This window comes from Trebonia kvetii, assembly GCF_007827045.1.
In the GTDB taxonomy this organism is placed as follows: domain Bacteria; phylum Actinomycetota; class Actinomycetes; order Streptosporangiales; family Streptosporangiaceae; genus Trebonia; species Trebonia kvetii.
On the sequence record NZ_RPFW01000007.1, the window covers coordinates 62,821 to 76,901 of the forward strand.

Consider the following 14,081-nt stretch of genomic DNA (forward strand, 5'->3'; position numbering starts at 1 on the left):
CCTCTTCCGCCCTGGTCAGGTAGTCGTTGGAGTCACTCACTGGCGAGACAGCTTCCGCAGGGCGGCACGCAGCGCGGTGGCCACGTCGGGCACCTGGCCGTCGGATTCCGCCTCGACGGCGGTGACGGCGGCATCGGCGTCGCGGGCGGACCAGCCGAGGTTGACCAGGCCGGTCGTGACCTGGTCCCGCCACGAGGCGGCCGCCCGGCGCGCGGGAGCGATCCCGTTTGCTATCGCCGTGTCGTTCGGCGCGCCAAGGCGGTCCTTCATCTCAAGGACGATCCGCTGCGCGCCCTTGGTGCCGATACCCGGGACCATGGTGAGCGCCTTGATGTCCTCGGTGGCGACCGCGCGGCGCAGCGCGTCGGGTGAGTGCACGGCCAGCATGGCGAGCGCGATCCGCGGGCCGATGCCGCTCGCGGTCTGCAGCAGCTCGAAGACGTTGCGCTCGTCGTCCGTGCCGAAGCCGAACAGGGTCAGCGAGTCCTCCCTGACCACCAGGGAGGTGGCGACCCTTGCCTGCTCACCGGGCTTGAGATGGGCGAGGGTGTCGGGAGTGCAGTGCACCCGCAGTCCCACGCCGCCGACCTCGATGACGGCGCCGTCCAGGCCGACGGCGGCCACCAGGCCATTCAGGTGCGCGATCATGCTGTACCTCCAGCTACTCGTGCCCGCTGTGCTCCAGCGGCCCTGGCCTGGATCGCGGGCACCCGCCACAGGTGGCAGATCGCCAGGGCCAGGGCGTCGGCGGCGTCCGCCGGACGGGGCGCCTCGGTCAGCCGGAGCAGCCGGCTCACCATCAGGGTCACCTGGTCCTTGTCGGCACGGCCGTTCCCGGTGACCGCCGCCTTGACCTCGCTCGGAGTATGCAGCGCCACGGGCAGGCCACGGCGCGCGGCGCAGACGATGGCGACCGCGCCTGCCTGCGCGGTGCCCATCACGGTGCGCACATTGTGCTGGCTGAACACCCGCTCGACGGCCACCGTGTCGGGCTGGTGCTCGTCAAGCCACCGTTCGATCTCCTGCTCGATCGCCAGCAGGCGGAGGGCTATGTCCGCGGCGGCGTCGGTGCGCACCACCCCGACGGCGACGAGCTTCGGCGGGCGGCCAGGCACGCCCTCAACCACGCCGAGTCCGCACCGGGTGAGGCCGGGATCGATGCCGAGAACGCGGGCGGGCGGCTGCTGTGCGTACGCCGTCACCGTGACTGCCTGGCCATCGCGCGCCCCATGTCCCGAAATCCGTCCGCCAGCGAACACCTGTTCGCCAACCTTACAACGCTGGACACGCGCCGCGCGCGCATCACGGACAGGTGTCGCGCTGTCGCGGCGTCTTCCGGCTCCGGTGCCGGCCCGGCCGACTGTCACCCGGGCCACCCGGCGAGGCGAGCGGCCTGCCCGGCGCGGGCCAGAGTTAGTGGCGGACGCGGCGCAGCGCCAGCAGCCCGGAGACGCTGAAGTCGGCCGACTTCGCCCAGCGGACCACCCGCTGCTCGTCCTCACGGATCAACGCCGCCTTGGCGAGGATGCCCGGCAGCGCCGCGGCCGGAATGCTGAGCACGCCGTGCTCGTCGCCGTGCAGGATGTCACCCGGCTCCACCCGCAGGCCCGCCACGGCGACCGGGCCGCCGACCGCGGTGAGCCGCATGTGCGCGCGGGCCACGCACAAGCCGGCCGCGTACACCGGGTACGGCAGCCGGCGCAGCTCGCCGACGTCCCTGACCCGGCCGTTGGTGACCAGGCCCTGGACGCCGAGCGCCGCGAGCAGGCTGCCGTTGACCTCGCCGAGGAACGCGCCGGCGCCGGCCGGCTGGTCGAGATCCTCGATGACGACCACGACGGGGCCGTCCAGCTCGCTGACCGCCTCGTGCAGGCGCGGCAGCGGGATGCCCTCGTCGCCGGGGTCGCGGGCGACCATGCGGGCGGTGACCGCCCGGCCCGCCATGACAGCACCGCCGGTGATCCGCGCGACCGACCCGTCGGTGTGGCCGGTGTGGAACGGGCGCAGCCGGAGGGCGTCCAGGGCGTTGCTGAGTGCCGGGGTGTCCCAGGCGGCTAGCGCGCCGATGTCGTCCGCGAGCGTCATCGGGCGGTTACCCGAGCGGTTAGCGCGGGCGCCGGAAGGGGGAGGCTGGCGAGCGGCACGTGGTGCTGCCCGGCGTGCATGTCCCTGTCGTGCAGGCCGCCCTGGGGCACCGGGCGCGGGAACGACACCTTAACGACCCTGAGCTGCGGGATGCGGAAGATGCGCAGCGACTCCCGCGGCACCTGGTAAAGCTCGGCGACCACCTCCGGGGTGATCATCGCGTCGGCGATGCGGTAGGCCGCGTCGTCCGGCAGGAAGACGTCGAGAGTCATCCAGAACGGCCCGGCGTTCTTGCACCGCACTTCAAGCGCGAGGTCGTCAAGTGTGCGCGGTTCTTCGCTCGCGTCAGGCATCGGCAGGCTCCGGGAGTTCGAGGCGGAATAGCTCGGCAGGCGCGGCGACATCGACGACGTGGTTGAGCATGAACTCATAGCCGGCTCCCCGGTCAACGTGGGCCGGCGAGGTGGCGAACGCGAAACTCGGCAGGTAGTGCATGCCGGGCAGCGGCAGGTGGAGCAGCAGCGGGTTGGCGATCTTTGAGATCGCCGTCGCGGTGTGCTGGTCAGCCGCGGAGACCACGAGCATTACCCCGACCTCCCTGGGGGTGGGGGGCGCCGGTTCCAGGTCACCGAGGATCGCGTTGTAGCCATAGACCCGCAGGTCGGCGTCCCAGGATTCGGCGGGCAGGCCGAGCACCACATCGACGCGCTCGGCCAGGGCCTTGCGCAGGAACTCGGTCCATTCGTCGAGGGACGCGAGGATGCGCGGGTCGCGGATGCCGACGAAGGAGACAGTCTCGTACCCGGTCAGCGCGGCGCCTTCAAGCTTGACCGTGTACTGGGCGGCGGGCTCGAACCGGGATCCTTCGACGCGGACGACCCGCTCGCTGAGCGCCGTGTAGCGGGCGTCGGACACCTCGATGGTGCCGCCAGGCTCGCGCATGGTGAAGGGGTTGGCGGTCTCGTAGAGCATGTGCGCCGCGACCGAGGTGGGGGTGCAGGCGGTGCCTGGATCCAGCGGCTCGACGGTAAAGCCCTCCCGGTCGATCCTGGCGAAGACCCCGCCGGTCCGCGGGTCGGTCGTGCACTGCCCGCCGCATTCGACGATCTTGGCCGCGTGCCAGGTGGGGCCGGGCGGCATCCCGCACATGAGCGGGAACGCGGCGGACACGGCGGTGTCCGTGGCCCGTCCGGCGAGCACCACGTCGGCGCCCGCGCGCAGCGCCTGCTCGATCGGCTCGTGACCCATCATGGCGACGATGTGCGTGCACCGCTCGAGCGTCGCCGCGTCAAGCGGGCCGCTTGGCGGGAGCGGGTGGATGCGCCCGTCCCGCAGCCGGGGCAGCAGCCCCGTGGCGGACTGCTCGCTGTAGATCCGCGCGACCCGGAGGTTCAGCCCGTCTGCCGCGCAGATCTCCGCCACGATGCCGGCCACCCAGCGGACTCCGGAGTCGGTCCCGCTTGTGCCGCAGGAGCCGACGATCAGCGGGATGCCGGCCTCGCTGACGGCGGTCAGCAGCATCCGCAGGTCCCGGCGTATCGCGTCATCCGCCGTTTTCGCCTCGCCCGCGCCGAGGTAGTAGGGGCCCGAGTCGGTGGATCCCCCGTCCACGGCGATAACATCGGCGCCCAGCGCCAGGCCGCGGGCGATCGTCGCCTGATCGAAGCCCGCGCCGAGCATGCCGGTCGGCACCAGGATCCCGACGCTCTCCGTCGGGGCACTGACCCACCTGCTGCCATTTTCAGGCATGAATGACTCCCTGTGATCCTTGTCGGTGCTGCGTGATGACATCTACGTAGCCGTCGGCGTGGCGGGCGCCCGGTCGTCGGTTTCCCTGGCCGGACGGCGCTGCGGATGCTCAAGGATCCAGCAGGCCTCGGGCGGGATGCGCACGGAAAGCAGCGAGCCGGGAAAGCGCCGCGGGCTCGTCGCGATCAGCGGCAGCCCCCCGGCGTCGAGTTCGTAGACGTAGTGGTCGCCGAGAAATGAGGCCGCGCGTACCACGGCAGGAAGGACGTTCCCGCCGTCAAGCGAACGCTCGCTGAGCTCGATCGCCTCGGGCCTGACCGCCATCTCCACGGTGCCGCCCACCGGAGGATCCTGCGTGACGGCAAGGGGCGTGGCGGCGGGTCCCGCCGCCACCCGCGCCGCGCCATCGGCCGTGGGCGGCAGCACGCGTCCGGTCACGATGTTGCACTGGCCGACGAAGTCGGCGACGAACCGAGAGCCTGGCCTGCGGTAGATCTCCTCCGGGGTTCCGGCCTGCAGGATCCGCCCGCGCTCCATCACGACAATCGTGTCGCTCATGCTGAGCGCCTCATCCTGGTCGTGGGTGACGAAGATCGTGGTGAGCGCCAGTTCCGTTTGCAGGCGCTTGAGCCAGGTACGCGCTCGTTCGCGCAGCTTGGCGTCGAGGTTGGAGAACGGCTCGTCGAGCAGCAGTACCGACGGCGAGTAGACGAGTGCCCGCGCCAGCGCCACGCGCTGCTGCTGACCGCCGGAGAGCTCGTGCGGGTACCTGGCGGCGTAGTCACCCATTTCCACCAGCTCAAGGGTCTCCCTGACGCGCGTCGCTATCTCCCGGCGGCCCGCTTTCCTGACCTTGAGCGGGAAGCCCACGTTCTGGGCGACGGTCATGTGCGGCCAGACCGCGTATGACTGGAACACCATGCCGAGATTGCGCGCCTCCGCGGGACGGCTGAGCCAGGCGGCCCGATCGAAGAAGGGCAGGTCGCCGCAGGTGATGCGGCCAGAGTCCGGCTGCTGGAAGCCGGCGATTGACATCAGGGTCGTGGTCTTGCCACATCCGCTCGGCCCTAGCAGGGTGAGCAGTTCACCGTCGTGGACGGTGAAGGACACATCGGCAAGCGCGGTCTCGTCGCCGAAAGACTTGCCGATCCCTTCAACGGTGATCTCAGGCATTGGCTCTCCTCGCGACGCGTGCGGCGAACAGGCGGCCGCCGATGACGATGGCGGCGATCGTGATGGCCACCTGGATCATGGCCATGGCCGCGACCGGTCCGTTGACGCCCTGTGCCTCGGCGTTGAGCATGGTCACGCCCATGATCGTGTTACCGGGGGTGGCAAGGAACAGGGCTGGGTCGTAGTCGTTGAGTATGGAAATGAACATCAGGATGAAGGCGACGAATAGCGCCGGCCGCAGAATCGGCAGCGTGATACGCGTGATTGTCGTCCACCATCCGGCGCCGGCCGAGCGGGCGGCGTCCTCGAGCGAGGCGGACACCGCCGCGAAGGCTGCGGCAAGCACGAAGTAGGCCAGCGTCAGGGAACGGATGCTCAGCGCCAGCGTCATTCCCCAGGCGCTGTTGAGCAGCGCGTGGCCGGGCGGGTTGACGAGCAGGAACGACCAGAAGAACCCGATCCCGATGATCAGGCCGGGGATGGCGCGCGGGAACAGCAGCAGGAACGGCAGCGAGCGGCGCAGCGCGAACCGTGAGCGGTGGGCCACCGCCGTGGCGAGCGCCACAAGGACCGTGGTGGCGACCGCGCCGGCCAGTGCGATCTCGGCCGAGTTGCGGATCGACTGGATGTATTCGCCGTGGGTGATCGCGGTCCAGTTGGCACTGGTGAGCAGATGCCAGGGGGCGATGAGCGGCGTCAGCTGGGAGACCACCGAGTTCAGCGCGAGGGCGAGCAGCGGCGCGAAGGTCGTCGCGACGAGGTAAAGGGCCATCACGCAGCCCAGCACCACCCGGGTCGGCCAGCCAAGGGCAACGGTGCCGCTCGCGCCGCCGCGGCCGCCGATGGAGACGAAGCGGGCCTCATCGCCGAGCAGCCGGGAGCGCAGGAACAGCAGCGCGCAGGCGGCGGCCAGCAAGACGGTCGCCCCGGCGCTGACCGCGGGCGGGTCGGGCGTGAGCGCGCTTGACCAGGCCGTGTAGAGGTAGCTGGCGATGAAGTCGTGCCCCTGCGGCGACCCGAGGACGAGCGGGATCCCGAGTGACTCTATCGACAGGGTGAAGACCAGCAGCACCGCGTTGATCAGCGCCGGGCGCAGCATCGGCAGCGTGATGCGTGAGAGCACGCGCAGCGGTGGGGCGCCGACGCTGCGCCCCGCGTTCTCAAGCGAGGCGTCCATGCCGCCAAGCGCCGCCTGGCAGACAAGGAACACGACCGGCACGGCGGTAGCGGCGCCGAGCATCGCCATGCCAGGCACGCTGTTGAGGTTGAACGGGATGCGCAGGGTGCCGGTGACGAACGTGCGGGCGTATCCGCCCGGGCCGTACAGCGCGTTCCAGCCCAGGATGACCCCGAGCGGCGGCAGCAGGACCGGAATCGCGAACAAGCGGGCGTAGGCGCGGCCGCCGAGGACGTCAGAGCGCGCGCACAGCACCGCGAACACCGATCCGAGCGCCACCGAGCAGGCCGTGGTGATCGCGGCGAACTCGAGCGTGTTGCGCGCCGCGGCCCAGAACGCCGGATCGGAAAACAGCTGCTGGTAAGCGGACAGCGTGAACGAGCGTCCGGCGTCATAGATCGGCTTGCTCTGTACCGAGGCGTACAGCAGCGGCAGCACCGGCGCCAGCACGCAGGCGAGCACAAGCACCCAGACGAGCGCCTGCACGGGGGTTTCCGCTGCGCCGCTCCGGCGCGCCATGGCGGTGCGCCGGAGCGGGGTACGGGTCGTCGAGATCACGACGGGCTCTCCACTGGCGCGACGGCCGTCACTGGTGGAACGCCTGGCGGAACCGGGCCGTGAACGAGGCCTGCGCGCCGGCCACGGCCGCGCTGAACGGCGTCATGTAGACGTTGGCCTCCGGCACGGCCGCGTACAGGGCCTTGAGCGTGTTAGCGCAGCCGTTGCGCGGCGTGAACGTATTGCTCGTGGCCTCGAACCCCGCGTCGCAGAGCGCCTGCTGGCCGGCGCTCGAGAAGACGAAGTTCAGGTACAGCCTGGCCGAGTCGGGACTGGCCGCGCCGGCCGTGATCCCGATGCCACGCGGGATCAGCGGCGTGAAGTCCTTGGTGTACTCCCAGCCCAAGATCTTGCCGGCGCTTGTCGTCTCGATCGGCCCGCGCGCGAGCCCCGACTCGAAAACCGCGACCCCGAAACCGCCCTGGGCGACGTCCTGGCCGAGCACGTCGCCGTCGCCGGGCGTCGCCGCGGTCTTGCCCATCTGGTCAAGGGCCGCCCAGCCCTTCTGGTGGACGTAGGCGTAGAACGCGGTGTAGCCGAAGTTGTTGGAGATGGTGTAGGTCGCCACCTTGTACTTGCCCGCGATGCCGTTGGCGACGATCTGGCTCACGGTACCCGGGGCGGGGTGTCCCTTGAGCACGAGCTTGTTGTAGATAGTGATCGCCGGGTCGGGCGAGAAGATGTACAGCCCCTTGCCCTGGCTGACGAAGCTCGGGAAATCCGACATGCCCGGCGGCGTGTAGGGCTGGATGAGGCCGTTCGCCACCGCTCCCACCCAGAGGCCGGGCGCGCTGGCGAGCAGCAGGTCAGCGGTCCGGGTGCCGGTGGCGTGCTCGGCTGTGTACTTGGAGAACACCACCGGATCCTCGTCGTCCTCCGCGGTGACGTGGATCCACGGGTACTGCTTCTGGAACGCCTGGTCGACGGCCGTCATCTGGCTCGACAGCGCATTGCTGAAGATCAGCAGGCCCTTTTCCTTCTTCGAGCCAGCGACCAGGGACGCTTGGCTCACCGGCGCGGAACTGCCAGGTCCGCTCGGGCTCACCGAATTCGGTGGCGGGGAAGAGCTGCCGCAGGCAGCGATCAAGAGCGCGGCGGCACTCGCGGCCACCGCCGCCGAGCCTGCCCGAAACAGCGACGTCTTTGTCATCACGATCCTCCGTCTGGCTATTTCATGCCGACTGTAGCCATTGCTATAGCATGTTGCAAGCAGCAAATTTCGGACCAGGAAGAGCCACCCACAGCCTCCAGCGGCCGAGCACGACGGGTTGCGATACGCTATAGCACGTGGAGAAACATGCATCCGCCCAAGTCGGCGCCGCCGGGCACGGTAGCGGTTCACGTCAGGACCGGGCATGACGAGCAGCGATCACTCTGTCGTCACCGTGCCGTCGCTCGGCGATCAGTCCTACCGGATCTTGCGCGGCATGGTGACCTCCGGCGAGCTGGCGCCGGGCGAACGCGTGACCGAGCGCGGCCTGGCCGCCCGCCTGGGCGTGAGCCCCACCCCGATCCGGGAGGCGATCTCCCGGCTGACGCACGAGCGACTGCTGCTCCGGGTGGACGGCCGCACGCTGCAGGTCGCCGCCCCCAGCCTGCGCCGCCTGCGTGAGATGTCACTCATCCACGCGGCGCTTTCCGGCGTCGCCGCCCGGCTGGCCGCGGAGTACGCCAGCAAGGAAGAACTCGACGAGATCGCGCGCGTACACGGTGCCTCGCTGCCCGGTTCTGGCGGTATGGTGCGGGCCGGCGCGATCGACGCGGGGGCCACTGAGGCAGGGGCGCGCCTGCGGCATGAGTTTCACGAGCTCATCATCGCGGCCTCGCGCAATCCGAGCCTGATCGACATGATCGACACGGCCGACGCGTTCGGGCGCCCGCTGCGGGTGGGCGCCCAGCTCAGCGAGGGCGCGGCCGAGAGCATCCAGCACGCCGCCAGGGAACACGAGGACATCATCGCGGCGCTGCGCGAAAGAGACGGGGTACGCGCGGAACAGCTGATGAGCGCGCATGTCACCTGGATCGCTGAGCGCTATCTCAAGTTCGCGGCAGACCGGGGCCTTGTCGCGGCGGATGAGTTAGAAGTCGTCAACCATGAACGGGGTGGCGGCGAACGCGGCGTCGAGCTGCGCGCCGGCCTCCGGCGTGCCGCCCGACGCGAGGCCGGACATGTGCAGCGTCGCAACCGAGACGCCCGCGTACAGGGCCGCAATGCCGCGCGGGCCCAGGGTGAGGGGGTCGGGCGAAGACAGGGAACCGTTCGGGATCATTGTTCCCTTGCCGTCGGCGACGGTCAGCAGCCAGCGGCCGGCGTTGGCTGGGCGCGCCCAGTCATTGGTCCGCATCGGCACGCTGGCGGAGACGCCGGGCGGGAAGCCGCGGGCCGCGATGGCGGCGGGGACGTCGACCACCCGGAGCATCCACATCGCGCGGCGGCTGATGGTGGCGTCGCGCTCGGCGGTGAGCCACCAGAACGGGTCGCCAGGCGCGGTCCAGCCGCGCACGGTGCGGGTTACCGAGGCGTTCGACGCGATCACCGACCACAGGGCGCGCAGCGCCTGCGGCGTCGTGGCGTGCACGCGCTCGACCCACAGTTCGCGAGTGTCGCCGCCGGCCCAGCGGTAGGCGGCGAAGCCATCTCCTTCTTCCACGCCCGCTGCCAGGTAGGCGTACAGGTCGGGACGTTCGAGCCACTGTCTGGCGGGGCCTTCGTCCCAGGTGATCGGGCCCGCGTCGCGGGCTGCCAGGTGTGACCGGCCGATCGCGTTGATCACTCTGCTGACGTCGTCTGGTGTCGCTCTTGTGATTCGCGGGGTCTGCTGTGACTCCGTGGCGGCCTGCGGGTCTGGCGGCTGGAGTTCGCGCAGCGAGCGGGCGGCGATAGTGAACTCGTGCTTGGCGCCGGCCAGTTCCCAGCCGAGCGAGCGGTAGATCGGCACCGTGGCGGGATACAGGGCGGACAGCGGATAGCCGCGATCGGCGATCAGGCCGAGCAGTTCGGTCATCAGCTGGCGGCCGATGCCCATGCCCCGGTGCTCGGGCGCCACCTTGACCGAGGCCACGCCGGCGCAGTCGACCGGGTTGCCGAGCCAGTACTGCCGCATGTCGTGCAGCATGGCGGCGCCCGCGGGCACTCCCCCGGCAAACGCGCCGAGGAACAGGCCCTCGCTGGCCCGGAGCCTGGCCACGCGCAGCCAGCCCTCCTTCTGCTGTGTCGAGTAGACGCCGAAGGCACGCTGTCCCAGGTCTAGCTGCGCGTCGAAGTCGTCGTCCGGGGTGATGGGGCGTATCTCTACGTCAGTCACGGCGCCCAAGCCTATGACACGGCGTTTAAATTGAGCGTTCGTTCATTTTCCGGTGGTACGCTGGGACGATGACCGCTGCCACCTCAGGCACCTCGGGCACGTCGGGCACCTCGGGCACCCCGGGCACGTCAGGGCGCCGGCGCGGGCGGCCGCCGAAGTCGGACGCGGCCGACACCAAGGAACTGCTGCTACAGGCGGCCCTGGCGCTGTTCGCGGAGAAGGGCTTCGAGGGAACGTCGGTCCGCGACATCGCCCGCTCAGTCGGGCTGAGCGAGAGCGTGCTCTACGCGCACTTCGACAGCAAGCGGGCGATCTTCGACGCGGTCTTCGCCAGGCTCGGACCGCTGAGCGCCACCGCGGCGCTCGGCGACCTGCTGGCGGACGCGGACGCCGATCCGCCAGGCTTCCTGCGGTCGCTCATCGAACGCCTCATGACGGAGTGGTCCTCCCCCGCCGCCCGCCAGCTCATCAGCCTGATGTCGCACGACAACATGCTGCACTCGACCCAGCTGCGCGAGGGGATCACGGCCTCGCTCGGCGGTCTCGCCGAGGTCTTCGCGCGCTGGATGGCCGACGGACGGGTGGATCCGGGCCTCGGGTCGCCCGCTGACCTCGCCTACGCGCTGATCGCCCCGGTGGCGCTGGCCCGGGTGCTTTGGCTGCACGACGGGGCGACGCCGCAGGAGATCCAGGCAGCACGCGAACAGGCCGCCCGTCACGGCGACCTGTTCATCAGTGCGGTGTTCCGCTAGGTGCTGTTGCTCGCGTGCTAGGCGCCGCCGGCCATCGTGTCGGCGGTGTCGAGGCGGACCTTAGGCAGCCGGCTGGCCAGGACCAGGGCGAGCGCGAACACGGCCACCTGCCACCACAGGGTGCTGCGCATCGACTGGGTGAAGTCGTCGAGCCTGGCGGCGGGCACCGCGTGGCCGTCGATGGCCTGTGCCACCGCGGTCTTAACCGCGGCGGGGGCGGGGCTTGCCGCGAGCTGCCGCTGCGTCTGCTGGCAGACGGCGGGTGTCGCCGACGGGTCGGTGGAGTGCGCGCGGGCGGAGAAGCAGGCGTCGAACTTCGCCACAATGACCGGCTGCTGCTGCTCGGGCACGCCGGCCACGGTGAGCTCGTTGCGTAGCTGCGGGACGGCGGACGCCGACGAAGTGCTGGCGTTGGTGCCGAGCAGCCCGAAGAAGATCACGCCGACCACCGCGATACCGAGCGCCGCGCCGACCTGCTGCACGGTCGCCAGCGCGCCTGAGGCCGCGCCCGAGTCCTTGGCGGTGATGCCGGCCAGCACCACGCTGGTGACCGGGGCGATAAAGAAGCCGCCGCCGAGCCCGGCCACGAACATCGGGGCGAGCAGCTGCCAGCCCTGCAGGCCGGTGCCCGCCCCGTCCATGACGGCGATGACGCCGAGCTGCCCGATGATCATCAGCGCGCAGCCGACGATGAGCACCCGGGTGCCGAGCCGCCTGGTGACGGCGGCGGAGCGGGCCGAGCCGATGGCGAGCGCGACGGCGAAGCCGAGGGTGACCGCGCCGGCCTTGACCGGGCTGTAGCCGAGCCCGGCCCGCAGGGTGAGCAGCAAGATCATGAAGAACGACGGGATGCCGGTGAAGAACACCAGGCAGACGATGAGCCCGACGGTGAACGGCCGCAGCCGGAACAGCGTGGTGTCGATCAGCGGTCCCGCGTCCTGATCTGTCCGCCGCCGCTCGTAGAGCGCGAACGCCACCAGCACGAACGGGCTGACCGCGAGGCAGGCGAACGACCAGGCGGGCCAGCCCTGGTCGCGGCCGATCACCAGCGGCAGCACGAGCAGGAACAGGCCGGTGCCGAGCAGAGCGGCACCGGGCAGGTCGATGCGGCGGTGGCCGTCCTGCCGCGATTCGGGGATCATGAAAGCGCCGAGGGCGAGCGCGGCGAGGCCGATGGGCACGTTGACGAAGAAGATCGAGCGCCAGCTCCAGCCCGCGATGTTCAGGTCGATCAGGCCGCCGCCGGTGACCGGGCCGAGAATGGTCGCCAGGCCGATGGTGGCGCCGTACAGGCCGATCGCCCTAGTCCGCTGGTCCTTGCGGAACACGACCTGAATGATGCTCAGCACCTGCGGGAACATCAGCCCGGAGCACATGCCCTGCACCACGCGGGCGACGATCAGCGTGAGCGCGTCCGGCGCCGCGCCGCAGGCCGCCGAGGCGATGGTGAAGCCCGCCATGCCCCACAGGAACATCCGCTTGCGGCCGTAGCTGCTGCCGAGGCTGCCGCCGGTGACCAGGACGCACGCGAAGGCGAGCATGTAGCCGGCCACTACCAGCTGAATCTCGCCGAACGAGCTGTGCAGCGACGCCTGGATCGACGGGACGCCGACCATCGTGATCGTCGTGTCAAGCAGCTGCATGAAAACCGCGGTCAGGATGATCGCGAGCACCGCCCACGGGCTCGCGCCGGTCCGCCGCTCGCCGGTGTTCGCGGTCGCCGGGTGGTTCGCCGTCTGGCCCGTCCGCGCCGGCTGGAAGTGAGCGTCCATGGTGTCCTCCATCGCTCCGTAAGCTGCGTAAGCTCTGTGATTTCAAAAATAATCGATCGTTCGATTATTTTCAAGAGCCAAGTGCCCCGAAACCTGGAGGAGCAACAAAACGCCCCTGAGGCGAGGCCTCAGGGGCGTTGAGCAGCGGAAGGGAGTAACGGAAGCTAGCCGAGCTTCTCCATGATGTCGTCGCTGACGTTGTAGTTCGCGTACACGTCCTGCACGTCGTCGGAGTCCTCGAGTGCGTCGATCATCTTGAGAACCTTGCGTGCCTGGTCCTCGTCGAGATCGATCTCGGAGCTGGGCAGGAACGCCATGTCGGCCGACTCGTAGTCGATGCCCGCGTCCTGCAGCGCCTTGCGGACCGCCACCAGGTCGGTCGCCTCGGAGATGACCTCGAAGCTCTCGCCGAGGTCATTGACCTCTTCCGCGCCCGCGTCGAGAACCGCGAGCAGGACGTCGTCCTCGGCCATGTCCTTCGTCTTGCTGACGATGATGACGCCCTTGCGGTTGAACAGGTACGAGACCGAGCCCGGGTCGGCCATCCGGCCGCCGTTGCGGGTGAACGCGACGCGCACGTCGGAGGCGGCGCGATTGCGGTTGTCGGTCAGGCACTCCACCAGCACCGCGACGCCGCCGGGACCGTAGCCCTCGTAGGTGATGTTCTCGTACTGCGCGCCGCCGGCCTCCTGGCCGGAGCCGCGCTTGACCGCGCGGTCGATGTTGTCGTTGGGAACCGACGACTTCTTGGCCTTCTGGATCGCGTCATAGAGCGTCGGATTGCCGGCCGGGTCGCCGCCACCAGTGCGGGCGGCCACCTCGACGTTCTTGATCAGCTTGGCGAACAGCTTGCCGCGCTTAGCGTCGACCACCGCCTTCTTATGCTTGGTGGTGGCCCATTTGGAGTGGCCGCTCATGACGTTCCCTTCACCATCTTGACGAAAAACTCGTGGATCCGCGTGTCCGGGGTCAACTCCGGGTGGAAAGCCGTCGCGAGAAGCGAGCCCTGCCGGACGGCGACGATCCTACCGTTATCCTCGCCGAGGACGGTTACTTCCGCTCCCGCGCGTTCCACCCAGGGCGCGCGGATGAATACCGCGTGGAATGGCGTGCCGTGCTCGCCGTCCCCGCTGTCCTGGCCGTCCCCGCTGTCCTCGCCGTTGAGGCGGAGGGTGACCTCGCGCTCGAAGGAGTCCACCTGTCGGCCGAAGGCGTTGCGGCGGGCGGTCATGTCGATGCCGCCGAACGTCTGCTGGCCCTCGGCCCCGTCCACGAGGCGGTCGGCGAGCATGATCAGGCCCGCGCAGGAGCCGAAGGCGGGCATGCCGCTGGCGATCAGCTTGCGCAGCGGGTCCATCAGCTCGAACGCGGTGGCGAGCTTCCACAGCGTGGTCGACTCACCGCCGGGGATGACCAGGCCGTCCACGGCCTCGATCTCGGCCAGGCGGCGGACCGGCGTGGCGGTCGCGCCCGCCTCACCGAGCGCCCGCATGTGCTCCCGGACATCGCC

13 protein-coding genes and 1 pseudogene are annotated in these 14,081 nt (G+C 70.0%); 2 read left to right on the top strand and 12 right to left on the bottom strand.

The features are described from left to right. Positions 1 to 36: 36 nt before the first annotated feature. The 8 genes from ruvA to EAS64_RS32245 all read right to left on the bottom strand — a co-directional run bounded on the left by ruvA (position 37) and on the right by EAS64_RS32245 (position 7,892). Positions 37 to 648: a Holliday junction branch migration protein RuvA gene (ruvA, locus tag EAS64_RS32210; RefSeq protein WP_145859223.1), complete on the bottom strand. Its 612-nt coding sequence runs from the start codon at positions 646 to 648 to the stop codon at positions 37 to 39. Continuing rightward, positions 645 to 1,202, bottom strand: a complete 558-nt coding sequence (ruvC, locus tag EAS64_RS32215) for a crossover junction endodeoxyribonuclease RuvC (RefSeq protein WP_145859225.1) — start codon at positions 1,200 to 1,202, stop codon at positions 645 to 647. Before ruvC ends, ruvA begins: the two co-directional genes overlap by 4 nt. A 211-nt stretch (positions 1,203 to 1,413) precedes the next feature. Beyond that, positions 1,414 to 2,085: an RraA family protein gene (locus EAS64_RS32220; RefSeq protein ID WP_145859226.1), complete on the bottom strand. Its 672-nt coding sequence runs from the start codon at positions 2,083 to 2,085 to the stop codon at positions 1,414 to 1,416. After that, the gene (locus EAS64_RS32225; RefSeq protein ID WP_145859228.1) at positions 2,082 to 2,438 is read right to left on the bottom strand and encodes a DUF4387 domain-containing protein; all 357 of its coding nucleotides are present in this window, start codon (positions 2,436 to 2,438) and stop codon (positions 2,082 to 2,084) included. The genes EAS64_RS32220 and EAS64_RS32225 overlap by 4 nt, the downstream gene beginning before the upstream one ends. Then, the gene (locus tag EAS64_RS32230) at positions 2,431 to 3,834 is read right to left on the bottom strand and encodes an acyclic terpene utilization AtuA family protein (RefSeq protein WP_145859229.1); all 1,404 of its coding nucleotides are present in this window, start codon (positions 3,832 to 3,834) and stop codon (positions 2,431 to 2,433) included. The genes EAS64_RS32225 and EAS64_RS32230 overlap by 8 nt, the downstream gene beginning before the upstream one ends. Before the next feature lie 42 nt (positions 3,835 to 3,876). Next, positions 3,877 to 5,007, bottom strand: coding sequence for an ABC transporter ATP-binding protein (locus EAS64_RS32235; protein WP_145859231.1), 1,131 nt, complete (start codon positions 5,005 to 5,007; stop codon positions 3,877 to 3,879). Further along, positions 5,000 to 6,742 carry an ABC transporter permease gene (locus EAS64_RS32240; RefSeq protein WP_145859232.1) on the bottom strand — a complete coding sequence of 581 codons (1,743 nt, stop codon included), beginning with the start codon at positions 6,740 to 6,742 and terminating at the stop codon, positions 5,000 to 5,002. Before EAS64_RS32240 ends, EAS64_RS32235 begins: the two co-directional genes overlap by 8 nt. 28 nt (positions 6,743 to 6,770) lie before the next feature. Then, positions 6,771 to 7,892 carry an ABC transporter substrate-binding protein gene (locus EAS64_RS32245; RefSeq protein ID WP_187366334.1) on the bottom strand — a complete coding sequence of 374 codons (1,122 nt, stop codon included), beginning with the start codon at positions 7,890 to 7,892 and terminating at the stop codon, positions 6,771 to 6,773. A 277-nt stretch (positions 7,893 to 8,169) separates the two neighbouring features. On the opposite strand from EAS64_RS32245, the pseudogene EAS64_RS47705 reads away from it, so the two are divergent. Beyond that, positions 8,170 to 8,697: pseudogene (locus tag EAS64_RS47705) on the top strand (GntR family transcriptional regulator); the annotation flags it as partial. 123 nt (positions 8,698 to 8,820) lie between these two features. On the opposite strand, the gene EAS64_RS32260 reads toward EAS64_RS47705, so the two are convergent. Beyond that, positions 8,821 to 10,047 carry a GNAT family N-acetyltransferase gene (locus EAS64_RS32260; RefSeq protein ID WP_145859235.1) on the bottom strand — a complete coding sequence of 409 codons (1,227 nt, stop codon included), beginning with the start codon at positions 10,045 to 10,047 and terminating at the stop codon, positions 8,821 to 8,823. 68 nt (positions 10,048 to 10,115) lie between these two features. Between EAS64_RS32260 and EAS64_RS32265 the strand changes: the two genes are divergently transcribed. Next, positions 10,116 to 10,799: a TetR/AcrR family transcriptional regulator gene (locus EAS64_RS32265; protein WP_145859237.1), complete on the top strand. Its 684-nt coding sequence runs from the start codon at positions 10,116 to 10,118 to the stop codon at positions 10,797 to 10,799. A gap of 17 nt (positions 10,800 to 10,816) precedes the next feature. Here EAS64_RS32265 and EAS64_RS32270 read toward each other — a convergent pair whose 3' ends face one another. From EAS64_RS32270 to pdxT, 3 genes are all read right to left on the bottom strand, one after another. Next, positions 10,817 to 12,571, bottom strand: a complete 1,755-nt coding sequence (locus EAS64_RS32270; protein ID WP_187366335.1) for an MFS transporter — start codon at positions 12,569 to 12,571, stop codon at positions 10,817 to 10,819. Between the two features lie 164 nt (positions 12,572 to 12,735). Further along, a complete protein-coding gene (locus EAS64_RS32275) occupies positions 12,736 to 13,488 on the bottom strand; it encodes a YebC/PmpR family DNA-binding transcriptional regulator (RefSeq protein WP_145859240.1) in 753 nt (250 codons plus the stop codon). After that, on the bottom strand, positions 13,485 to 14,063 hold the full coding sequence (gene pdxT / locus EAS64_RS32280; protein ID WP_439333635.1) for a pyridoxal 5'-phosphate synthase glutaminase subunit PdxT: 579 nt from the start codon (positions 14,061 to 14,063) through the stop codon (positions 13,485 to 13,487). The genes EAS64_RS32275 and pdxT overlap by 4 nt, the downstream gene beginning before the upstream one ends. Positions 14,064 to 14,081: the final 18 nt, after the last annotated feature.